Raw genomic sequence first — 22,538 nt, 5'->3', positions numbered from 1 at the left:
TACAAATCACACAAAAAAGCATCTGACGATTATGTTGGATGCTTTTTTTTGAGTTGCTAAAGTAATGTACTGAGTTTACCTGCGTAAATTTAAATGCTTAACTAATAAAAAAAAACACTTTTTGTAAGAATGTTTTTAAATGATAGATAAAATTGATTTTACATAAAAGTATGTATGTATTTGGTAAGTTATTTCATTCAGAAAAAAAAAGATGCAAATTATCTGAAAATAATTTGCATCTTTTTTTTCTTATTAAATAATTAAAAATCAAATATTTAGTTTAATATAATGAAAAAAAAATAAATTACAATAAAATAATTGCTAAAATTTGACTTTGAGGTGTTAAAGTTTTGGCGTACATTTGCATCGTATGAATTTCCTAAATACTAGGCATCGGAAAGTTCATATTAATCCAAAGTATAACAAATAAATATTATCATTATGAAAACCAAAAATCATTTTCAAGACCGTGGCGACTCCGTAAGATGTCGTGATCATTTAATAAATTTAATAATATGTGTAAAAACAGAAAAAAGAAGTCCGCCCAAAAAGCGAAGAAAGCTAATAACCAAAAAGCTTTAGGTACTCAAAACAAAGTAGTATCAAATTCCTTGTCTTCCAATACATGGATTACTCTATTTAGTTCGCTAATTAGATTTATACCAAAAGAATCCGTTTATAGTGCTTGCCACACATTGATGGATTTTCTAAGTAGTATAATCAATTGACTTTTGATTGTCATTAAATAATCAGACTTGAAGCCTCATTTGTGTTCCTAGGCACATTTGAGGTTTTCTTGTTTTTATAAGAACATTGCAAATGTACAAAACATACTTTGATATTCGTATAAATTATACGAAAAAAAAGCGCTTTTTTTAACGGATATCCGTAAAATCAGGACTTCGCGAGGTATTGTTGATTGAAATTATGGATATAAAGATAAGGTTTTTATACGATTTTTCCAATTTGGAAGTAATATTTTGGCCTTAAAAACGCGAGTTATTATAACGTTTATACATTGTTTTATTTTTATAGGAATTTATTAGTTATTTTGTATAAATGATAAGAATTGGCGCAAATTAAGGACGAGAAAGTCTTTAATATTTGTTCTATATTTTCATTCAGTTTAAGCTAGATGCTATTCAATTTTAAAAAAAAATCTTTGCGTCTTAGCTCCCGATAGCTATCGGGAATTACGAGATTAATAATTTATCCCTTCTTAATTAAAGGAATCAATTTTGTGCCAATCAATTCAATCGCATTCATTAATTGTTTATGCGTTAATCCAGCATTATCCATTTGGAAGGTAAATCGATCTACGCCTCCAAGTGCTTCACTATGACGAAGAATTTTCTCTGCAGCTCTTTCCGGACCTCCGACAATTAAAACGCCTAGATCATCAATTAATCCATCAAATTTGCCTTTTGTTACTGGTGGCCAGCCTCTTTCGAATCCTAATTTAGTCCATAATTCGGCATAACCAGGATAGTATTCTTCAATTGCTTTTTCTGTTGTAGTGCCAACATATCCAGGCGAATGCAAACCGACTTTTAATTCATTTGGTTTATAACCCGCAGCTTTTCCTGTTTCACGATATAAATCAACTAAAGGTTTAAAACGATGTGTTTGTCCGCCAATAACAGCAACCATTAACGGAAGCCCAAGTGATCCAGCTCTTATAAAAGATTCGGGAGTACCGCCAACTCCAAGCCAAATAGGCAATTTCTCTTGTATTGCTCTCGGATAAACTGGTAAATTATTTATGGCAGGACGAAATTTTCCTTCCCAGTTTACAAACTCGTTGTCACGAATCTGCAAAAGCAAGTCTAGTTTTTCGCTGAAAAGCTTATCATAATCATTCAGATTAAATCCAAAAAGGGGATAAGCCTCAATAGAAGAACCGCGACCAACCACAATTTCGGCTCTTCCTTTCGAAATTAAATCTAAAGTCGCAAAACTTTGATAAACCCTAACAGGATCTGCAGCGCTTAAAACCGAAACAGCACTTGCCAGTCGGATATTTTTTGTTCTTGCAGCAGCTGCACTCAAAATAACAACCGTAGCAGAATCTAAAAACTCTTTTTTATGATGTTCTCCAATTCCGAAAACATCTAGACCAGCCTGATCTGCAAATTCAATTCGCTGCAGTAGCTGTTCCATAGCATCAACACTGCTCAGAGTATTGTTATCGCCATACATTGCCGAAGCAAAACTGTCTATTCCTATTTCCATATTTTTAAATTTCAATATTTAAATTCCAAATTCTACAATCTTAAATCTACAATCTACAATTTTTTTAATGTGAGAAACCAAAAGATATACTGATAATGATAATCAAGATTACAATTAATGTAATGCCAACGTATAAGTAATCTTTTTCCAATAAAAATGAAAATAACGAAAGCAATACACGTAAAACAGGTGTCATAAACAAGAAAATAATTCCTGTAAATATTAACGATTCTCCGTTTCCTTGAATTGCTCCGTTGTAAATTGCGGCGATTACTTCAAAAATATTTCGGTCGTTTTCTTTAAAAACAGAATAATCCTCAATCTGATTTCCGTTATGAATCAAATAAACAATTCCGCCAATGAAAGCTACCGATAACGAAATCCAAACTCCGTAACGAAGCAAGTTTCCTATAATTGTCTGAAAATCTTTTTCTCCAAATTTTTCTTCCTGTACCATATTAGATTTTTCCATTTAGTCCGTTATAAATCATATTGATTGCCAAAACAAAAATCAAGCAGGCAAAAAATATTCTCAATTTCTTCGGATTTGTTCGTACCAATATTTTGGCTCCAGCCATAGCTCCAAACAAAACTCCAATTACAACTGGCATACAGATTCCAGGTTCAATATATCCTTTCTGAATATAAATTACAGAACTTGCCATTGCCGTAACACCCATCATAAAATTACTGGTTGTGGTAGAAACTTTAAAAGGAACACGCATAATATTGTCCATTGCAATTACTTTAAAAGCACCAGAACCAATTCCGAGCAGTCCAGACATCATTCCGGCAACACCCATCATACTAAAACCGCCAATTACATTTTTGGTTCCGTATTTTACAACTTCACCGTCGTGAGTAGGATAAGTTCCGTCCAATTTTAGCTTTTTAGCCAGCGGACTAGATTCTAAAACAATATGTTCTTCTTTTTTTCGAAGCGAATTAATAGCAGAGAAAATCAGCGTTAAACCAAACAAAACGGCTATAAAAGAAGTTGGGGCAATAGTCGAAAGCAAGGCTCCGCAAACGGCTCCAATTGTAGTGGCGATTTCGAGAAAAATTCCCATTCGCATGTTGGTGATTCCTTCTTTTACATAAGCTGCAGCAGAACCCGAAGAAGTGGCGATAACAGAGACTAAAGCAGCTCCAATGGCATAATGAATATCGACACCGAGAATAATGGTGAGAAGCGGAATGATGATAATTCCTCCGCCCAAGCCTGATAATGAACCGATAAAACCAGCTAAAAAAGCTCCTAGAATCATTATAAGCGTAAAGGTAAGTATTGTCATTTAAGATATGTTTTTGTATTTGCTAATTTACGAATACAAATTTGTTAGAAACAGCTTTATGACCTTAAATATACCTTAAAAATTTTTTAGTATACAGTTTTCAGTCGCAGTCGCAGTGTTAAGTTTTTTAGTTTTCGGTCTCAGTTAGCTTTAGAGTCGAGAAGTTTTGTCAAAGTTTCAAACTTTTACAAAGACACCTGTTCTTACCGCAAAGACCGCAAACTGAGACTGTGACTGAGACTAAAAACTGCGACTGAAAACTAAAAAAAAGGTATATTTGAAATGATAATGATTACCAAAAAAAAGCAGTCTTGAAGAATAAAATCCTCACTTATTCCTTAACGCATCATAAGAGTTTGTTTTCTAATGCAGATCAGAAAGAGTATTTCTATATCCAGACAAGCGAGCATCCTTATATCAGCGAACCTTACCGTGCAGAAAGTTATGCAATTGAATTTCTGAGAAAAGGAAGCATAATCATGCAGACGGGACTCGAAAAAAAAGTCGTTCACGCACCAGCTCTTATTACTTTGGGACCATCAGTAATAAGAAGTTTTTCTAAAAATGATGACGAAATTTTAATTGATATTATATTTTTTAAGCCGCATTTTTTTCTCGAAAATCAGACAAATGTGTTTTTTCTTGCCCAATATGATTTCTTTGAAAATCATCATAGTCATTTGTCACAACTTGCCAAAACAGATGAAAATAAATTTGAACGCATTTTTAATTTAATTAAAGAAGCATCAGAAAACAGATCTAAGAATCAAGCTTCTATTTTGAGAAGTTATCTGTATATTTTAATTTTTGAAATTGACGCTATTCAGGAAGAAAAGAGCATTACAGAAACGCACAATTCTTTATTCGAACAGTTTAAAGAACTGCTATTTAAGGACTTTTTGAATTTTAGAACGGTACAGCATTATGCTGATAAACTAAATGTAAGCCGAAAATATTTGTCTGAAGTCATTAAAAAACACAGCGGTAAGACTGCGAGTGACTGGATTAGCGAAATGGTGATTCTGGAAGCCAAAGTTTTATTGCAGCATAAAAAAATGTCCATCAATCAGATAAGCGATTTACTCCATTTTACTGATCAATCTGTTTTTGGAAGATTCTTTAAAAACTACGAAGGAATTTCGCCTTTAGAATATCGGAAAAAACAAAACGATTAAAATAAGGTTTCCGACATTTTGCACAATTTTGAAGCCGTATCGCTCTTTTTTCAGACCTATAATCGGTACAACTTTGCTCTTTTATTAAAAAGGAAAAGAAATGAGTAAAATTGCAAAATTTGTTGTCATCATTAACGATAATGTCTCTTGGATGGAAGACAAAGCCGTTCAGTTTTATACCAATTTATTTAGGGAAAAAGATTTGGGAGAAAAATATGCAGAGCAGCATCTTTCTCAAAAAGAATTGTTTCGAATTCAGAATGATTTTTCGATCGAAATTCTAATGGCATATCTTGGTGAAGCACCACAATCTTATTTAAAATTGGATTCGTCGAGAATATTAAACGAAAATCTAGGAGCGTCAAAAGCAATTAATCTAAGTGAGATTATTTATTTTGATGAAGAAGATTTAAAAGCGCTTATTAAACGTTCAGAAGAAATTGCTTACCAGCGAAAACACGATCTAATCTGGGTGAAAACTTTTGCCGCAGATACTGCTTTAATTGACATATTACGATCATTAAATTACGAAGAATTTGATTTGGAAGAAAGTAGGGAAGATCAATTTCCAAAACGAATTTATTTCCGAAAAAAGATTTGAATTGATTTTTTTGGTTGATAGTTGATAGTTGATAGTTGATAGTTGATAGTTGATAGTTGATAGTTGATAGTTTTTGGTTGATAGTTTTTGGTTGATAGTGAAAAATTTTTAACCCATCAACTATCAACCAAAAACCATCAACCTAAAAAACTATATTCTATTGTCAACAGCGTAAGACGTTTTTCCAATATTAGCCAATAGTAAAGCTGCCGCACAACTTGTCCAAACAGAATAATCAAGAGGCGCTTTTACAGAAACGGAAACCGACATGGCAAAAGCAAAAAAGAACATTAAAATGGTAGTTCCTAAAGCGGCAAGTCTAGTTTTAAAACCAAATAATAGTAGAAGACTCAGTAAAACTTCAAAGAAAGTGGCAACTCCTGCCAGAATTTCTGCTGTGGCTTTGTTGGCAAAAGAATTTAGGGTTTGTGTGTAGATAACAAAGTTTTCCCAATTTCCCCAGGCGACTGCGTTAGATCCCGGTGCGCCCCAAACTCCAAATCGGTCTGCTACGGCCGAAAGCATTGTGATTCCTAAAACTATTCTTAAAATTAAACCTGCTTCTAATATTGTGATGTTTTTCATTCTATAATTAATTTTTGATTTGAAGATGTTCCAGGTTCTTCTTAACCAAAGTTTTGTTTCCAACTACTTTAAAACCAAGCTTTAAATACAGTTTTTTAGCACTCGGATTGTCCTCTTCAACCAGCAGACCTAAAACCTCTTTATTTTTATGAACGTATTTATCAATCAAAAATTGCAATAATTGAGAACCAATTCCTTTTCCCTGATATTTCGGATTCACGCCTAAAGAATCAATATAATATTCTCCAGCACGGGTTTCTAACTCTGGATCAAAGTCAGGATTGTAGTTTTTTCGAACGTATTCGATTATCGGTGCGCGCAATTCTTCGATGTCTGCACCGTTATAAATATTTACTGCACCAATGATTTCGTTATTCTCTTCTGCCACAAAACAGTTTTGATAAGAATACTGATTGTTATCACTTTCGACAAAATGCTGCAGAAAATCTTTCGCTACAGCGTAATCTTCCTTTGCAATAAATTTATAGATAATGTCTTCCATTGCTAATAATAATATAGGAGCAATATATTTTGAGTCTGATTTTTCGGCTTTTCTGATATTCATAGTGTAGTATTTTTAGCAAATTTAAGGCTTTAAAATTATTTTACGCTCCCGATAGCTATCGGGATTAAAAAGATATAAGCAGAATTGGCAGATTTTGAAAATGAAAAAAAACTATATCTCTATGCGCTTATTTTTTTCTCGCAGATTTTACAGATTGAGCAGATTTGAAATTAAAAAATCTGCTCAATCTGTAAAATCTGCGAGAGGATAAAAAGAATATTTCATGTGCGTTAAAAAAATTTGCCGAATATATACAAATATACACTCAATATATACCAATTAAGAGATTTCAACTCGTCTTATATTTGTAGTATAGTTTTAATTTAAATATTAAAAAGAAATGAAAGCAGTAGGATTTAAAACATCATTACCCATAGAAAACCCAGAAAGTTTTATCGAATTTGAAGCCGTAAAACCAATTCCAGGGCCACACGATTTATTAGTTAAAATTGATGCGATTTCAGTAAATCCAGTCGATTTTAAAATTCGCCAGAATAGCGCAAAAGATACGGTTCTTGAAACTCCAAAAATTATTGGCTGGGATGCTGTCGGAATTGTTCAGGCTGTCGGACAAGATGTTACTTTGTTTGAAGTTGGAGATCCTGTATATTATGCAGGAGATATTACCAAACAGGGGAGCAATGCCGAATATCAGATTATTGACGAAAGAATTGTGGGCCGAAAACCTAAATCGTTAAGCATCGAAGAAGCAGCTGTAATTCCGTTAACCGCTTTAACTGCTTGGGAAATTTTATTTGACAGAATCAGAATTACGGCAGATAAGGATAAAGGAAAATCGATTCTGATTATTGGCGGAGCAGGAGGAGTAGGCTCGATTGCCATTCAATTGGCTAAGAAAATAGCGGGTTTAACTGTTATTGCAACAGCGTCGCGTCCAGAAACAATTGCGTGGTGCAAACAGCAAGGAGCAGATTTTGTGGTAGATCATAAAGATTTAATTTCTTCTGTTCGAGATGCTGGTTTTGAGTATGTTGACTTTATTTTAGATTTTGTAGATACCAATGCTTATTGGGATACCATGGTCGAATTGATAAAACCTCAAGGACATATTGCCTCCATCACAGGTAGCAGCGATCCAGTTGCATTAACCAAATTAAAGAGCAAAAGCGTGTCTTTTTCTTGGGAATTGATGTACACCCGATCTATGTACCAAACTGAAGATATGGTAGAACAGCATAATATCTTAAATATCGTGGCAGATTTGTTGGATGATGGCATTTTGAAAACAACTTTAAATGCAACCTTAAATGGACTTTCAGCTGAAAATCTTAAGAAAGCGCACGAACTTTTGGAGTCTGGACGAACAATTGGAAAGATTGCTATCAAATTTTAAAGCTAAAATGAGCTTTGTGATAGCCTAAAAACGGTTATTTGGAATTGTTTTAAATAATATTGTTTTTAAATAGGAAATTTTTGTATTTTAGTCGGCTTACAAACCCAATTGATATAAATTTTTAACCTAAACAAAATTATTTATGATTTCAAAAAATACAGACCTTGGATTATTGCTATTGCGTTTAAGTACTGGTGGATTAATGCTCTTTCACGGTGTTTCTAAACTGATTCACGGAATTTCGTTCCTTGTAGAAAATATGGGCGCATTTGGCTATGCTGTTTACATTGGCGAAGTTTTAGCTCCAATTGCTATTTTATTAGGATTTAGAACTAGAATTGCTGCTGTTCTTTTGGCAATAACTTGTATCGTGGCAGTTGCAACAGCACATGCTCAGGAGATTTTCTCTATCAGCGATCATGGAGGTTATGCTTTAGAATTATTAGGGCTTTATTTGTTTGGTGCTCTAGCATTGTTCTTTACAGGAGCTGGTAAATATGCCGTTTCTAAAACCAATACATGGGATTAATTTTCTCAAAGTAAAAGGTTTCTATATAGAAAAGCTCTGAATTTTTGATTTAGAGCTTTTTTTATGGTTATTCTTTTAATTATGCTATTTTTGTGTTCATACTATCCCAATAATTATCAAAATAGCAATGAAGTTCTTATTCTCCTTTATCCTCTTTATTTTTTCTTTTGCAATTAATGCTCAATCTCTAAATGGTATTGTAAATGGTTCTGATGGAAAAGCATCATCAGAAGTTTTAATTCGAAATCTAAATTCTAAAACACACGCTCATAGTGATGCAAACGGAAAATTTACCTTAGAATCTGTGCAGGTAAATGATAGTTTGGTTATTACCAAAAAGGGATTCTCTACTCAAAAAATTAAACTTGCCTCATTAGATTTTCTTTCTATTCAATTGGAAGAAAAGCCATTTTTATTGGAAGAAGTTAAAATCAGTAATAATTTAAAATACCTGAACACGATTTCTAAAATCGATTTTGAAATTCAGCCTATTTCAAATTCTCAGGATTTATTGCGTAAGGTTCCAGGACTTTTCATAGGTCAGCATGCTGGTGGAGGAAAAGCAGAACAGATTTTTTTAAGAGGTTTTGACTGTGATCATGGAACCGATATCAATATTACCGTTGACGGAATGCCAGTAAATATGGTTTCGCACGCACATGGACAAGGTTATTCTGATTTGCATTTTGTAATTCCGGAAACGGTTGATAATATTGATTTTGATAAAGGTGCTTATTTTGCAGATAAAGGCGATTTTACCACTGCAGGATATGTTGGTTTTAATACCAAAAATGCATTGCAAAATAGCTCTATTTCTTTTGAGGGCGGACAGTTTGATACTTTCCGTACTGTTGCCATGTTTAATTTATTGAATAAAGAAAACCAGTCGGCTTATTTTGCGGGAGAATACATGATGACCGATGGATATTTTGATGCTCCTCAGAACTTTAATCGAATAAATTTGTTTGGAAAATACAATGCTAAAATGGAAAATGGGGATCGTTTGGCTATCTCAGTTTCGCATTTTAAAAGCCAATGGGATGCTAGCGGACAGATTCCAGATCGCGCTGTAAATGATGGAACCATTTCGCATTTCGGAGCAATCGATCCAAATGAAGGTGGAAATACCGATAGAACCAATTTCAATTTGCAGTATGATGCGAAAATTGACGAAAATACGCATATTAAAAGCAGTGCTTATTTAAGCAAATATGATTTTGAACTATATTCTAATTTTACTTTTTTCTTAAATGATCCTGTAAACGGAGATCAGATTAAACAGAAAGAAAATAGAACCATTGTTGGTTTTCAGTCAGAATACGATCAGAAATTAAACAATCAATGGCGTTTTAAATTGGGCGCTGGACTTCGAAATGATAATAATAAAGATGTAGAATTATCGCATACTTTAAACAGAAAAACAGTTTTAGAGTATTTGAGTTTAGGAACTGTAAATCAGACCAATTTATTTACGTATTCAAGTCTTGATTTTACATCTGGAAAATGGCTGGTAAACGGAGGTTTGCGTTTAGATTATTTCAAATTTGGTTACGAAGATCAATTGGCGGCAACCTACACGAATCAGACACAGACAAAAGCAATTGTGAGTCCGAAACTGAACTTTTTGTATACTCAAAATGATAAATTAAACTATTTCCTGAAATTAGGAAAAGGATTTCATAGCAATGATACGCGTGTAGTAGTGGCGCAAAAAGGGGAAAAAATTCTTCCAGAAACCTACGGAGCAGATTTAGGAATCAACTGGAAACCATTTCCCCGTATGATTATTAATTCGGCAATTTGGTATTTGTATTTGGCGCAGGAATTTGTTTATGTTGGAGACGAAGCGGTTGTTGAACCAAGCGGAAAAACAGAAAGAAAAGGTTTCGATTTTGGTTTCAGGTATCAATTGACCAATTGGTTGTTCTGGAATACCGATTACACGTATACGCACGCAAGAGCGATAGATGAGCCTAAAGGAAACGATTATCTGCCATTGGCGCCAAAAAATACTTTAATGAACGGAATTTCGGTTAAAGATTTAAAAGGTTTCTCAGGAAGTATAAGAACTCGTTTCTTAGGAGACAGACCAGCAAATGAAGACAATTCGGTTGTGGCAAAAGGGTATTGTATTACCGATTTCTCTGTAAATTATCAGATTAAGAAAGTTTCGATTGGCGTAAACATCGACAATATTTTCAATACCAAATGGAAAGAAACACAATTCTTAACTGAATCAAGATTGGCAAATGAAACCGATCCTGTAGAAGAAATTCATTTTACAGCAGGAACGCCGTTTAATGCACGTTTGATTTTGAAATATATGTGGTAGAAATTAGTCAATGTGTCAATTAGAAAATGTGCCAATTAGATAATGAGAGTAATTATCTAATTGGCACATTTTCTAATTATCAAATTCTATTATCGTCTAAAATGACATTTTCACCGAGCAGATCATGTGTTCTACCGATCACAATTTTAATTGATATACTCCCGATATACTTTTGATTCAAATTAAAACCTTAAAAATCAAAATTATGTCATTATTTACGCCTCTTCTTTGGATTTTGTTAATCGCTCCGCTTATTGTTATTGCGTATTTCAAATCGGAAAAACCAAACTTAAAGTATTTAGTATTTTTCATTTTATATTTCCTTGCCGATGTGTTTTTACAGGCTTCCGGGAAACAATTAATAGATCTTGATTTTCTAAACTTAAATTTCAATTGGGCAGGAAAAGTTCTGAGTTTAATTTTAGGTTTGGTTATTATCTTTTCGGTTTCAAAAGAAGAAAGAATCAAAATCGGATTTACTTCTAAAACCAATTCGCCAGCAAGCTTGAAATTTGGATTACTAGTTTTCTTTGGATTTACTTTGTTTGATATAATTTTTAAGCTCATTTTATTTCCAAAGGGAAATGCTTTTAATCTAGAAACCTTCCTTTTTCAAGCGACAATGCCTGGTTTAACGGAGGAAATCCTTTTTAGAGGAATCTCTTTATGGCTTTTAGACAAAGCTTTTGTGCCAAAATGGAACTATCGAGGCATTAGATTTGGCTGGGCGTTTGTTATTGTAACGGTTTTATTTGGAGTTTCTCACGGAGCGATTCTGGATCAAGATTTACATCTGAAATTTGATATTATTACAATGGTCTACTTAACATTAATTTCTTCTTTGAGTGTTGGTATTTTAAGACAGTTTTCAGGAAATCTTATTTATTCTATTCTAGGTCATAACACGATTAATTTGATCAATGCGGTTATTAGAATTTTATAAAACCTGCCAAATTAAAGTTATATTTGAAACTGCTTTACAAACCTATTACATGCCAAATACCACATCGACTTCGGGATATTTTTTAGATAAAATTGCTTCAATGAATTTTGATCGCTTTTTTACCAGAAGAAATCGAATTTTACTGCACGTTTTCATGTGGTTAGGTTTTTCCATTTTGCTTTTTTTGAGCTATGTAATTGGCTATAAATTAGTCTATTTTGATGCTGTTTTGCTAACAATAAGAATGGCATTAGTAAATATGATTGTATTTTATATGCTGTTTTATTTACTATTGCCAAAAATATTCTCAGGAAGCAAAACTCGAATTATAATACTGTTGCTATTGGTTTTTCCAGTTTCAATATTTGTCTGGATGGCGTCAACGTATTTTATTTCATTGATTTATTATGCTTTAGGTCTTGAAATTACTTTTGGAGAACTGAAAGGCGTCATTAAAATGAGTGCAAATCAAACTTTTCTGGAAGCGGTTTCTCCAAAAAGAATGCTTTCGCAAACCATAATTATTATTTCATTGCTTTCACCTTTTTGTTTTGCTAAAATATTGGTCGAAATCACGAAATTGTATAACACGAAATTCCAAATTGAAAGAGAAAAAACAGCTTTGGAAATTCAGAATATTCAAATTGAAAAAGACTTTCTAAAAGCGCAGTTAAATCCGCATTTTTTATTTAATACCTTGAATAATCTTTACGGACTAACGGTTAGAAAAGACCATCTGGCTCCAGAATTAATCTTGAATCTTTCTGATATTATGAGCTATACCCTCTATGAATCGAATACCGAAATTGTCCGTTTGGAAAAAGAATTGGATTTTATCAAAAATTATATCGCTTTAGAAAAAATGCGTTATGCCGATGATACCAATATTCACGTTACTATTGACGGACAAACTGCAGGACTTTTTGTTGCGCCACTTCTAACATTTACCTTCATAGAAAATGCTTTTAAATATGGTTTAAAAAGTAAAAATGCCTTTATAAAACTCGACATTAAGATTGAAAACAATACTTTTTGGTTCAGCTTAGAGAACGATTCGGAAGAAAGGGAAAATGATTCTGATTTTGGCGGAATAGGAGTAGAGAATGCCCGTAAACGTTTAGAATTGCTATATCCCGATCAATATAAATTAGAAATTGAAAGACTGCAAAATTCGTTTAAAGTCGATTTAAAAATAGTTTTAAGAAAATAATGGAAAAACTAAAATGCATTGTTGTTGACGACGAGCCAATTGCAAGAGATATTATCGAATCTTTTATTGCTGAAATTCCGTTTTTGGAACTAAAAGAGTCGTTTGCAGAAGCTTCTAAAGCTTTATTATTTCTACAGGAAAATGAAATTGATATTGTTTTCAGCGACATCGAAATGCCTAAATTTAATGGTTTAGAATTGGCGCAGTCGCTTACGAATGCGCCAGTTATTATTTTCATCACAGCACATCGCAATTTTGCTCTAGAAGGATTTGAAACCGGAGCAGCCGATTATCTCTTAAAACCCGTTCGTTTTGATCGTTTCCTGAAAGCGGTAAATCGTGCCAAAGAATATCTTTCGCTAAAGAAAACAACTTCGGTTCATCAAATCAATTCCGATCGAATTTTTATCAAATCGGAAGGAAAACTGATTAAGATTCTTTTGAGTGAAATTCTTTATGTAGAAGCCCAAGGTGATTATCTGAAATTCGTCATAAATGGCGGATCGTACACAACTTTAGGAACTTTAAAGTCAATGGAGGTAGTGCTGAAATTACCGATGTTCTTTCGTGTACAGCGTTCTTTTATTTTAAATTTGGAAGCTGTGAGAAGCCTCAACGGAAATGTGGTGGAATTGATTGATGGGAAAACTATTTCTGTTGCTTTGAATAAAAAAGAAGAATTGTATCAACTGTTAGGTATTAAATAATATGCCAATGAGTCAATTAGATAATTAGATAATGAGAGTAATTGACTAATTATCTAATTGACACAATATCTAATCATCTATTCGCATTGATATAATCTGTTGGCGACATATTAAAATGTTTTTGGAAATTTCGACCAAAGCTCGTTTGCGATTTGTAGCCTACCATTTCTGCGATTTCGTACATTTTGTAGTTTTCATTTAATAATAACTCCGCGGCTCTTTTTAATCGTACAATATTAATTAATTCGTTCGGACTCAGGTTTGTGATGTCTTTAATTTTTCGGTATAAAGTCGAACGGCTCATGTTCATGATTTCGGCAAGCGATTCTACACTCAAATCCTGATCGGTAATATTTTTAAGAATTTCGTCGTCGAGTTTTTTCAAGAACTTTTCGTCTGTTTTATTGTGAGCAATGCTTTTAATGTGCGAAAGGGGAGAACTCGCATAATAATTCATAATCTGTCTACGGTTTTCAATCAAGTTGTTTGCTTGAACTTTCAGATAATCCATAGAAAAAGGTTTTGCTACGTAAGCATCTGCACCAACTTCAAGTCCGTCGATTTGAGATTTTAGCGAATTTTTGGCAGTCAATAGAATCACAGGAATATGACTCGTTTCCAGATTGGTTTTAATCTTTTTACACATCGTAATTCCGTCCATAACGGGCATTGTGACATCTGAAATAACAAGTTGAATGTTTTCGTTATGAATGATTTTGAGTGCTTCTTCGCCATTTTCTGCTTTTAAAACAGTATAAGTTCCAGCCAATTCTGTGGTAATAAAGCTCAAAAGATCTTCGTTGTCTTCTACTACCAAGACCTGCGCTTTTTCGTTTTTAATTTCAACGACTTCTTTTGGCGTTTCATTTTCTGTCTGTTCTTTCTCTGCATCGGCATAAAGGATAAACTCTTCTTCCTGATGTAACGGAACAACCAATTCGAAGATATTGTAATTAGCATCTTCAATTAGTTCTAAACTTCCGTTATGCAATTGCGCCAAAGAATGTGCTAGCGAAAGTCCAATTCCAGTTCCTGAAGCCGTACTGCTATCATCAACCCTAAAAAATGGTTCGAAAATCTTATCTTTTAAATGAATCGGAATGATGTTTCCGTCATTTTTTACAATCAAATGCAGTTTCTTTTCATCTCTAAATAAAGAAATGGAAACCTTTTTGTTTGAATATTTAATAGCGTTGTTGATCAAATTGCTGAGAATCTTTTTAAAAGCTTCTTTATCGACAAAAGCATGAATGTCTTTTTCGCCCAATTCCAAGTCAAATTCCAATCCGCGTTCTTCAATTAATTGGCTGAATCTCAAATGAAAATTTCGAACCATCGAAGAAACATTCGCTTCGACGAAAGTCAATTTCAAACCTCCAATTTCCGATTTTCTAAAATCAAGCAATTCATTTACCAGTTTTAATAAGCGCGAAGTATTTTTTTTCATAATCGAAAGATGCTGAGGCACTTCTTCCGATTCGTATTTCATTCCTAAAAGCTTTTCTAGCGGACCTTTAATCAAAGTTAGAGGCGTTCTGATTTCGTGCGCTACATTGGTAAAAAAGTCAATTTTTGCCTGATAGATTTCTTTTTCTTTTTCGTCGTTTAGATGCTTTATTTTGCGGTTATTCTTAATCTGAGTCAGATTTTGAGAATAACGGATAATGTAATAAAATCCAGCACAGCACAATATAAAATACAAGATATAAGCATAAGTGCTGGCGTAAAACGGAGGCAGAATGGTAATTTTAAGTTTTATTTCTTTACTCCAAACCCCAAAACTATTCAATGATTTTACTTTAAAAACATAATCTCCTGGTGCCAGTTCGGTAAAGAAAACTTTGTTGTTTCTTCCTAAATAAACCCAATCATTATTGACGTTTTCGAGCTGAAACCAATATTCTGTCAATTCTGGCGCCGTATAATTTAAGGAAGCAAATTCCAGATTAAAGGTTGACTGATTGTTGTTGAGCTCCAATTCGTCCACAAACGAGATAGATTGCGAAATAGGAGAGTCGGGACTGTTAACCTCAATATCTTTATTGTTGATTTGTAGATTGGTAATGTAAATAAAAGGCGTGTATTTGTTTTTGCTAAAGTGCTTCGGATTAAAACTGATCATTCCGTTTAGGTTTCCAAAATACATATCGCCGTTTGCATCTTTAAAAGCCGAATTGTAATTGAACTGATCGCTCAGTAATCCGTTTGCGGTGGTAAAAATCTTGATGGTTTTATGATCTGGACCAAATTTCACTAAACCTTTAGAAGTTGTCAGCCAGAGATTTTTAGAATCGTCTTCCAAAATAGAATAGAAAACATTGCTCGGCATTCCGTTTTTGGTTGTGAATTTGGTAAAAGTATGATTCTGTCTGTTTACGAGATTCAATCCGTTTTCGGTGGCAATCCAAAGATTCTTAAAACTGTCTTCAAAAATGGCGTTGATAGTATTGTTGCTTATTCCATTCGGATTTTTATAATCATAGGTAAAAACCTCTTTTTTCTTAGTTTTCGGATTATAAAATAACAATCCGTCACGGTAACTTCCTGCCCAAAGATTGCCATCACTGTCTTCCTTCATATTGGTATAATGATACGTTTCTGGAAAGAACTTTAGTATTTCAAAATTATCGGCTTGTTCGTTGTAGCGGTAAAGTCCAGATGTTGTTACGACAATTAGCTCCTTGTTTTTCATTTCGTAGAAAGAAAAGATAAAATTGCTATGTAGTCCGCTTCGTCCATCATTTGCGCTGTAATGTTTTAAAACTGCACCAGAATTTCTATCCAAAACATCCAAACCATGCTCAAAAGTTCCCACCCAAATTTTGTCTTTTCGAGGCATTAGAGCATGAATATTATAATAGGAAACAGGATAAGATGTAAATTTTTGTGTTTTCGGATTAAAACGATTCACGCCAGCATCTTCGGTTCCGATCCATAAATCGCCATGATCGTCCTTATGAATTTCTCGAACTGCGCTTCCGCTAATGGAGTTTTGATTGTTCTGCGGAAAGTACTTTTTAAACTGTGTATATTGTTTTTGATGGTAATTGACACCGCCAAAATAAGTTCCAATCCAGATTCCGTTTTCTTTATCGATAGTAATAGAGTAGGCCGCATTGTCTGAAATCGCATACGGATCGTTGTAATTTTTCTTCAGATTTACAGCCGTTTTGGTTTTCAGATTATACACATAAACACACGATTCGCTCGCAATCCAAAGTTCGTCGTTTCCTTTTTTTCTGAATTGACGCACGAAAACCGGTTCTTTAATTCCAAATTTAAGTTCGCTTGTTGTTTTATCTTTTCTATTATATAGGAGTACACCGTGATCGAGTGTACCAATTACAATGTTTTCGCGATCAACAGCATAAATAACAGTGATTCTAAAATTGGCTTTATCAGCAGGTGGATTTAGAGTAATATTTTCGAAAGAAAGGTTTTCTTCAGAATAATGATAGATTTTATTTAAAGAAGAAGCCCAGATTTCACCTTTATAATCCTTTGTTATCGAAGTAGTAATAAAATATTTGTTCGGATTAAAAGTGGTCGTTTCTTTCTTTTTTGGTGCATACTTATACAATATGTTGCCCGAAACAAACCAAATGTTGTCTTTTTGATCGTGATTGATGTCATTGATACGATCATTTATGGCTTCGTTCAAAATCGTAAAGTTGTCCAGCTTTTTATCGTAATGATACAAACCTTTGTCCGTTCCAACCCAAATCGTGCCGTTGTGTTCATGCAGGGATTGTATATAATTGCTTCCTAAACTATGTATAGGGTCTCCATTGCTTCTGTAGGTTTTAAAACGATAGCCGTCAAAACGATTTAGACCATCTTTGGTTCCAAACCACATAAAACCATCATTATCTTGAATGGAGGTTAAAACGGTATTGTTGGAAAGTCCTTCTTCAACCTGAAAATGTTTAAAATAATAATCTTGCGCATTCGAAAAATTTATCGAAAAAAAGCTGAAACATAAAAAAAGAAAGAATTTACGCATAGGTCTATTTATAAGGCTTAAATCAATATTTCTGCATATCGTCTCAATATTCTACAAAATGTTGCATCTGAATGAAAACGGACTGTTTTTAATACAATTTGAATCATTTGAGAGAGATATTGACACAAATGAAGCATTTTATTTTGAATAAAAAGCGCCTAATTTGAATTTTCAAATAAACGATATTGATAAAATTTTAAGGTTAAAAATATACTATCAATAAAATAAAGTTTGAAAAATCTAACCATTAATAATTTTGAAACAAAATGAACAATTTATTACAAGTAAAGGATATTAGTTCTTTTTTTGCCCGTATTCCAGACGGATAAAAAAGAGCAATATTTCATTAAACCAAACCACAAAAAGAAATAAAACTATCTAAAATGCAAAAATCAATGAAAACAAAGTTCACTCACTTTTTAACGAAGAGATATTACCTCTTGGTTTTCTTTAGTTTATTACTGCAGTCCGCTTTTGCCCAGCAAATAAATGTTACAGGAAAAGTGACTACCGCAACTGGCGAATCGGTTCCTTTTGCGAATGTTTTAATAAAAGGATCCCAAAATGGTGCCGTTACAGACTTTGACGGGAGCTATAAAATTACCGCCAGTGGAAATCAGACACTAGTTTTTAGTTCGCAAGGCTACAAAACAATCGAAATTGCAATCAACAACAAAACTTCTTTAAATGTTACCATGGAAGAAGATGCCATGAAATTGGACGAGATAGTTGTTGTAGGTTATGGATCGCAACAGAAAAAAGACCTTACAGGAGCTGTTGCATTGGTTAAACCAGAAGAAATTCAGAAAAGACAAGTTACAACAGTTGCAGACGGACTTCAGGGCTTGGTTACGGGAGTTAAAGTTCGTGGTGGCGGACGCCCAGGACAAGAAGCCAATGTTGAAATTCGCGGACTTAAAAACCTTCAAAATACAAACCCATTATACGTAATTGATGGTTTGGTAACTTCTGCCAACAGAGACTTTAACCCAAATGATATCGAATCGATTCAGGTTTTAAAAGATGCTTCTGCAGCAGCAATCTATGGTTCTAGAGCGGCAAATGGTGTTATTATCATTACGACTAAAAAAGGTAAAAAAGGGCCGCTTCAGGTTGAAGTATCAGCAAAAAGCAGCTTTACGTCTATGCCTCGTTATGATTTAATGGGAACCGAAGAGTTTGCTAAATACAACAATATGGCGTATGACAATGCTGGACTTCCGAGACAAAACTTAAACATGGCTGTAAATACAGATTGGCAAGATGCTGTTTTTAAAACGGGAATGATGCAAGATTATAATGCTAGTTTTTCTGGAGGAGGCGAGAATTCTTCATTCTTTATGTCTGGAAATTATTTTGGAAATCAAGGTACTGTTATCGGAACTGATTTTGACAGAATTTCATTCCGTGTGAATTCAAGCGGTACAAAAGGAATTTTTAGCATTGGAGAAAATTTAGCCATTAGTAATTCTAAAACAGATGAAATGTCTGGAAATCCAATTATTGATGTATACAGAATGACACCTACAATTCCGCTTTATGACGCTTCTAACCCAGGTGGATACGGTTACGGAAAACAAGGAGTTGCCGATACTTTTGGAACAAACCCTTTGGCCTTGGCTGATTTTTCTAACACAACAAACGAAAACTTTAGAATTAGAGGTAACATTTGGTCCGAATTAAAATTTGTGCCTTGGTTGAAATACCGTTTCAATTTTGGTTATGAAACAAGTTTTGATTCTTATAAATACATGAGAAAAAAAGGAAGCTGGACTTTAAACCAGCCTCAAGATCCTTCTCAGACAGACCAAAACAAAGGAAGATCAGAAACTTTATTGTTCGAAAATACATTGACTTTCAAGAAAGAATTTGGAAAGCATGATATCACGGTTTTAGTCGGTCAGACGTATCAAAAAGACAATTACAATCAGATTTACGGAACGAAAAGAAATCTTCCGATGAATTCTGGAACTGGAGAATATTATGAAGTTTTAAACCAAGGAGATTCGCCAGTTGTTGGAGGTTTTATTAATGAAGCGGCTTTAACGTCGTATTTAGGAAGACTAGAATACAATTATGATAATCGTTATTTATTTAATGCCGTAATCAGACGTGACGGATCTTCAAGATTCAGCGATGGCAATAAATGGGGCAATTTCCCATCTATTTCTGCGGGATGGAGAATAAGCAACGAATCTTTCTTTAAATCAGAATTCATTAAAGATTTAAAATTAAGAGCAAGTTATGGAGAATTAGGATCTGGAAATATTGGAAATTACGAGTACAAAAGCTTCGTAAATAATTTTGGACAAATTGTATTAGGAAAAGACCAGACTTTATATCCTTCTGCAACTCAAGTAAAATTATCAAATTCTGAATTGCGTTGGGAAAAACTAAAACAAACCAACTTCGGATTGGATTTAGGAGTTTTAAATAATGATTTGCGTTTTACGGCAGATTATTTTATTGCTCGTACTGAAGATGTATTATTTGGTTTCCCAATTTTATTGACTACAGGAAACGACGGAGGAAACCCAATTTCTAACGCTGCAACTGTAGAAAATAAAGGTTTTGAATTGGAATTGGCTTATAGCAAAAAAATCAATGATTTCTCATTTAATGCTTCTGTCAACTTTACCAAAATAAACAACAAATTGGTTTCATTGGGTAACGGACAAAATGAAAACTACTCAGGAAATACCGTAACAAGAGCGGGTTTGCCAGTAGGAATGTGGTATGTATTGCAAACAGATGGATTATTCCAAAATCAGCAAGAAATTAATAATTACAAAAATGCTGACGGAAAAGTAATCATGCCAAATGCTGTTCCTGGAGATATTCGTTTTAAGGATAACAATGGAGACGGACAAATTACGAATGAAGATAAAACAATCGTTGGGAGTCCGTGGCCAGAATTTGAAATGGGTTTAAACGCTGGAGCTGAATATAAAGGCTTTGATTTTTCTATGAACTGGATTGCTTCTCATGGAGCTACTGTTTATGATGGATTTAGAAGTGTTGTAGATCGTTTTGATGACAATAGTAACTACAGAAGAGGCATTCAGCCTTGGACACCTGAAAATCCAAATACCGATTTTCCTAGAATTACAAAAGGTTCAACTTTAAATTCAAGAGGAGATACAGATCGTTTCTTAGAAAATGGTGATTTTATCAGATTGAAATATATCGGATTTGGATATAGCTTTCCGCAAAGTGTCTTAAAAGATTCAGGTATTTCGAGAGCAAGATTAACATTATCTGCACAGAATATTATTACGATTACTAAGTATAAAGGATTGGATCCTGAGTTTACCAACAGTAATATTTTTGAAAGAGGTGTAGATAATGGGGCATTCCCAAATCTTAGAACATATTCTTTGGGTGTAGAGTTTAGCTTTTAATTAAAAAAACAGCGTAATGAAAAAAATAATAATTATAACAGCAGCTTTTCTAGGTCTTGTTTTTACCGCTTGTGAAAACGAATTGGACTTGAATAGCCCAAATGATATTACAGTAGACCAATATTGGAAAACTGAAAGTGATGCACAAGCCGGTGTAAACTCTATTTATGCCATGTTTTATAAAGATGGTTTGTGGGCAAGATGGATTTATTTCCGTCTGGATTTAACTTCTGACGAAGGTTATAGCGTGAGTCCGTGGACAGAATTGGCAGATTGGACTAGATTCAATTATATCAATTATAATTTTTGGGAAGGAAATGCCGTAACGTGGAGAGATACTTACAAAGCTATTTTTAGATGTAATCAGGTTTTGGCTAATGTTCCGAATATCACTTTTCAGAACGAAGATGATAAAAAGAAAATTATCGCGCAGGCTAAATTCTTTAGAGCATTACACTACTATTATGCAGGTGTAATTTGGGAAGATGTGCCGTTGGTTTTAGATCCGTCTACGCCAGCAGATTTGCCAAAACAAGTAAAGGTAGACGAAATCTGGGCTCAAGTAGAAAAAGATTTGAATGAAGCTTTTGAAGATTTGCCAAGAGATTGGTCAGCTGACCAATTAGGAAGACCAGATAAAGGTGCCGCAAAGGCCTTTCTTGCCAAAGTATATATGCAACAGCACAAATGGAATGAAGCAAAAGGAGCTCTTGAATTTTTAATTTCTGGAGCAGGAGCGAAGTACAGTTTGGTATCTAACTACAGAGATAATTTTACGGATACAAATGAAAATAATGCCGAATCTGTTTTTGAAATTCAGTTTGGAGACCAAAGAAAAGGAGGAACTGATGAAGCGCAAAATGCTGCAGTTTCTAGTAACCGTTCTCAGTTTTTTGCGCCAAGAGGAATTGGATGGTCTGACGGACAAGCGCGTATTTGGTTAGTGGATGCTTTTAAACAGGAAAACAATAAAGACGGAAAATTGGATGAAAGGTTAAGATGGACTTTATTCTACCCTCAGTTATTAGCTGATTTCGGAGACAAAACATACGGAAGAAACTGGGAATGGAACAATAACGAAGCTTGGTTTAGAAAAGGAAGCCGCGATTATTACAGAAACAACGAAGATTACTACAACCAAGTAAACTACAGATTGGTTCGTTATGCTGATATTTTATTGCGCTACGCGGAAGTTTTAAACGAATTAGGAAATACTGCTCAAGCGTATCAGTATGTTGATTTAGTAAGAACTCGTGCAAATATGAATGCATTGGCAACAGCACATCCAGAAATTGGAAACGATCACGACAAATTCCTAGAACGTTTGAAAATGGAAAGAGTTTTGGAATTGTGTGGCGAAAGCGTTCGTTGGGAAGATCTAAAACGTTGGGGAGATTTAAATTCTCAAGCTTCTGTTGATAAAATTGCGCTTCGTGATCCAGATTTTAAAAACTTTACAGTTGGAAAAAATCACAGAATGCCAATTCCGCAAAGCGATGTAGATAATAATCCAAATCTAGAGCAGAACTCTGGATATTAAAACTGATTTTTTGAGGGGATCAGATGTAAAAGTCTGGTTCCCTTATCATAAAGAACGATTGTTCAA

General features: G+C 33.9%; 16 protein-coding genes. 10 read left to right on the top strand and 6 right to left on the bottom strand.

Annotated features, from left to right (window positions below; genetic code table 11):
• Positions 1-1,209: 1,209 nt before the first annotated feature.
• The 3 genes from LPB248_RS01710 to LPB248_RS01700 all read right to left on the bottom strand — a co-directional run bounded on the left by LPB248_RS01710 (position 1,210) and on the right by LPB248_RS01700 (position 3,527).
• Complete coding sequence (locus LPB248_RS01710; protein ID WP_177209884.1) at positions 1,210-2,232, bottom strand: LLM class flavin-dependent oxidoreductase; 1,023 nt, start codon at positions 2,230-2,232, stop codon at positions 1,210-1,212.
• A gap of 64 nt (positions 2,233-2,296) precedes the next feature.
• The gene (locus LPB248_RS01705; protein ID WP_177209883.1) at positions 2,297-2,704 is read right to left on the bottom strand and encodes a DUF1634 domain-containing protein; all 408 of its coding nucleotides are present in this window, start codon (positions 2,702-2,704) and stop codon (positions 2,297-2,299) included.
• Entirely contained in the window at positions 2,691-3,527 is an 837-nt protein-coding gene (locus LPB248_RS01700) for a sulfite exporter TauE/SafE family protein (RefSeq protein ID WP_111376937.1), read from the bottom strand. The genes LPB248_RS01705 and LPB248_RS01700 overlap by 14 nt, the downstream gene beginning before the upstream one ends.
• A gap of 311 nt (positions 3,528-3,838) precedes the next feature.
• Between LPB248_RS01700 and LPB248_RS01695 the strand changes: the two genes are divergently transcribed.
• On the top strand, positions 3,839-4,702 hold the full coding sequence (locus LPB248_RS01695; protein ID WP_177209882.1) for a helix-turn-helix domain-containing protein: 864 nt from the start codon (positions 3,839-3,841) through the stop codon (positions 4,700-4,702).
• Positions 4,703-4,802: 100 nt separating this feature from the next.
• Positions 4,803-5,303 carry a hypothetical protein gene (locus tag LPB248_RS01690; protein WP_177209881.1) on the top strand — a complete coding sequence of 167 codons (501 nt, stop codon included), beginning with the start codon at positions 4,803-4,805 and terminating at the stop codon, positions 5,301-5,303.
• Positions 5,304-5,453: 150 nt separating this feature from the next.
• Here LPB248_RS01690 and LPB248_RS01685 read toward each other — a convergent pair whose 3' ends face one another.
• Both LPB248_RS01685 and LPB248_RS01680 read right to left on the bottom strand, forming a co-directional pair.
• Complete coding sequence (locus LPB248_RS01685; RefSeq protein WP_177209880.1) at positions 5,454-5,888, bottom strand: DoxX family membrane protein; 435 nt, start codon at positions 5,886-5,888, stop codon at positions 5,454-5,456.
• Between the two features lie 7 nt (positions 5,889-5,895).
• On the bottom strand, positions 5,896-6,453 hold the full coding sequence (locus tag LPB248_RS01680; RefSeq protein ID WP_177209879.1) for a GNAT family N-acetyltransferase: 558 nt from the start codon (positions 6,451-6,453) through the stop codon (positions 5,896-5,898).
• A gap of 340 nt (positions 6,454-6,793) precedes the next feature.
• Between LPB248_RS01680 and LPB248_RS01675 the strand changes: the two genes are divergently transcribed.
• The 6 genes from LPB248_RS01675 to LPB248_RS01650 all read left to right on the top strand — a co-directional run bounded on the left by LPB248_RS01675 (position 6,794) and on the right by LPB248_RS01650 (position 13,528).
• The gene (locus tag LPB248_RS01675; protein ID WP_177209878.1) at positions 6,794-7,807 is read left to right on the top strand and encodes a zinc-binding alcohol dehydrogenase family protein; all 1,014 of its coding nucleotides are present in this window, start codon (positions 6,794-6,796) and stop codon (positions 7,805-7,807) included.
• Positions 7,808-7,949: 142 nt separating this feature from the next.
• On the top strand, positions 7,950-8,336 hold the full coding sequence (locus LPB248_RS01670) for a DoxX family protein (protein ID WP_177209877.1): 387 nt from the start codon (positions 7,950-7,952) through the stop codon (positions 8,334-8,336).
• Between the two features lie 127 nt (positions 8,337-8,463).
• The gene (locus LPB248_RS01665) at positions 8,464-10,668 is read left to right on the top strand and encodes a TonB-dependent receptor (protein ID WP_177209876.1); all 2,205 of its coding nucleotides are present in this window, start codon (positions 8,464-8,466) and stop codon (positions 10,666-10,668) included.
• A 205-nt stretch (positions 10,669-10,873) separates the two neighbouring features.
• Positions 10,874-11,611 carry a type II CAAX prenyl endopeptidase Rce1 family protein gene (locus LPB248_RS01660; protein WP_177209875.1) on the top strand — a complete coding sequence of 246 codons (738 nt, stop codon included), beginning with the start codon at positions 10,874-10,876 and terminating at the stop codon, positions 11,609-11,611.
• Positions 11,612-11,660: 49 nt separating this feature from the next.
• Positions 11,661-12,821 carry a sensor histidine kinase gene (locus tag LPB248_RS01655; RefSeq protein ID WP_177209874.1) on the top strand — a complete coding sequence of 387 codons (1,161 nt, stop codon included), beginning with the start codon at positions 11,661-11,663 and terminating at the stop codon, positions 12,819-12,821.
• Positions 12,821-13,528, top strand: coding sequence for a LytR/AlgR family response regulator transcription factor (locus tag LPB248_RS01650; protein ID WP_177209873.1), 708 nt, complete (start codon positions 12,821-12,823; stop codon positions 13,526-13,528). The genes LPB248_RS01655 and LPB248_RS01650 overlap by 1 nt, the downstream gene beginning before the upstream one ends.
• Positions 13,529-13,601: 73 nt before the next feature.
• Here the strand turns inward: LPB248_RS01650 and LPB248_RS01645 are convergent, their stop codons facing one another.
• The gene (locus LPB248_RS01645) at positions 13,602-17,531 is read right to left on the bottom strand and encodes a hybrid sensor histidine kinase/response regulator transcription factor (protein ID WP_177209872.1); all 3,930 of its coding nucleotides are present in this window, start codon (positions 17,529-17,531) and stop codon (positions 13,602-13,604) included.
• A 395-nt stretch (positions 17,532-17,926) separates the two neighbouring features.
• Here LPB248_RS01645 and LPB248_RS01640 point away from each other — a divergent pair, with 395 nt between their 5' ends.
• Together LPB248_RS01640 and LPB248_RS01635 are read left to right on the top strand one after the other, a co-directional pair.
• Entirely contained in the window at positions 17,927-20,932 is a 3,006-nt protein-coding gene (locus tag LPB248_RS01640; protein ID WP_255462990.1) for a SusC/RagA family TonB-linked outer membrane protein, read from the top strand.
• 16 nt (positions 20,933-20,948) lie between these two features.
• Entirely contained in the window at positions 20,949-22,472 is a 1,524-nt protein-coding gene (locus LPB248_RS01635) for a RagB/SusD family nutrient uptake outer membrane protein (protein ID WP_177209870.1), read from the top strand.
• Positions 22,473-22,538 lie beyond the last annotated feature (66 nt).

The organism is Flavobacterium sp. LPB0248, assembly GCF_013388355.1.
Classification (GTDB): Bacteria; Bacteroidota; Bacteroidia; order Flavobacteriales; family Flavobacteriaceae; genus Flavobacterium.
Note: the sequence above shows the minus strand (reverse complement) of the source record. Positions and strands in the feature narration are given on the sequence as shown.

What these genes read in the sequence shown, in the direction of transcription:
- LPB248_RS01710 (WP_177209884.1), bottom strand. Translation starts at nt 2,232, where the DNA reads ATGGAAATAGGAATAGACAGTTTTGCTTCGGCAATGTATGGCGATAAC.
- LPB248_RS01705 (WP_177209883.1), bottom strand. Translation starts at nt 2,704, where the DNA reads ATGGAAAAATCTAATATGGTACAGGAAGAAAAATTTGGAGAAAAAGAT.
- LPB248_RS01700 (WP_111376937.1), bottom strand. Translation starts at nt 3,527, where the DNA reads ATGACAATACTTACCTTTACGCTTATAATGATTCTAGGAGCTTTTTTA.
- LPB248_RS01690 (WP_177209881.1), top strand. Translation starts at nt 4,803, where the DNA reads ATGAGTAAAATTGCAAAATTTGTTGTCATCATTAACGATAATGTCTCT.
- LPB248_RS01685 (WP_177209880.1), bottom strand. Translation starts at nt 5,888, where the DNA reads ATGAAAAACATCACAATATTAGAAGCAGGTTTAATTTTAAGAATAGTT.
- LPB248_RS01680 (WP_177209879.1), bottom strand. Translation starts at nt 6,453, where the DNA reads ATGAATATCAGAAAAGCCGAAAAATCAGACTCAAAATATATTGCTCCT.
- LPB248_RS01675 (WP_177209878.1), top strand. Translation starts at nt 6,794, where the DNA reads ATGAAAGCAGTAGGATTTAAAACATCATTACCCATAGAAAACCCAGAA.
- LPB248_RS01670 (WP_177209877.1), top strand. Translation starts at nt 7,950, where the DNA reads ATGATTTCAAAAAATACAGACCTTGGATTATTGCTATTGCGTTTAAGT.
- LPB248_RS01665 (WP_177209876.1), top strand. Translation starts at nt 8,464, where the DNA reads ATGAAGTTCTTATTCTCCTTTATCCTCTTTATTTTTTCTTTTGCAATT.
- LPB248_RS01660 (WP_177209875.1), top strand. Translation starts at nt 10,874, where the DNA reads ATGTCATTATTTACGCCTCTTCTTTGGATTTTGTTAATCGCTCCGCTT.
- LPB248_RS01655 (WP_177209874.1), top strand. Translation starts at nt 11,661, where the DNA reads ATGCCAAATACCACATCGACTTCGGGATATTTTTTAGATAAAATTGCT.
- LPB248_RS01650 (WP_177209873.1), top strand. Translation starts at nt 12,821, where the DNA reads ATGGAAAAACTAAAATGCATTGTTGTTGACGACGAGCCAATTGCAAGA.
- LPB248_RS01645 (WP_177209872.1), bottom strand. Translation starts at nt 17,531, where the DNA reads ATGCGTAAATTCTTTCTTTTTTTATGTTTCAGCTTTTTTTCGATAAAT.
- LPB248_RS01640 (WP_255462990.1), top strand. Translation starts at nt 17,927, where the DNA reads ATGAAAACAAAGTTCACTCACTTTTTAACGAAGAGATATTACCTCTTG.
- LPB248_RS01635 (WP_177209870.1), top strand. Translation starts at nt 20,949, where the DNA reads ATGAAAAAAATAATAATTATAACAGCAGCTTTTCTAGGTCTTGTTTTT.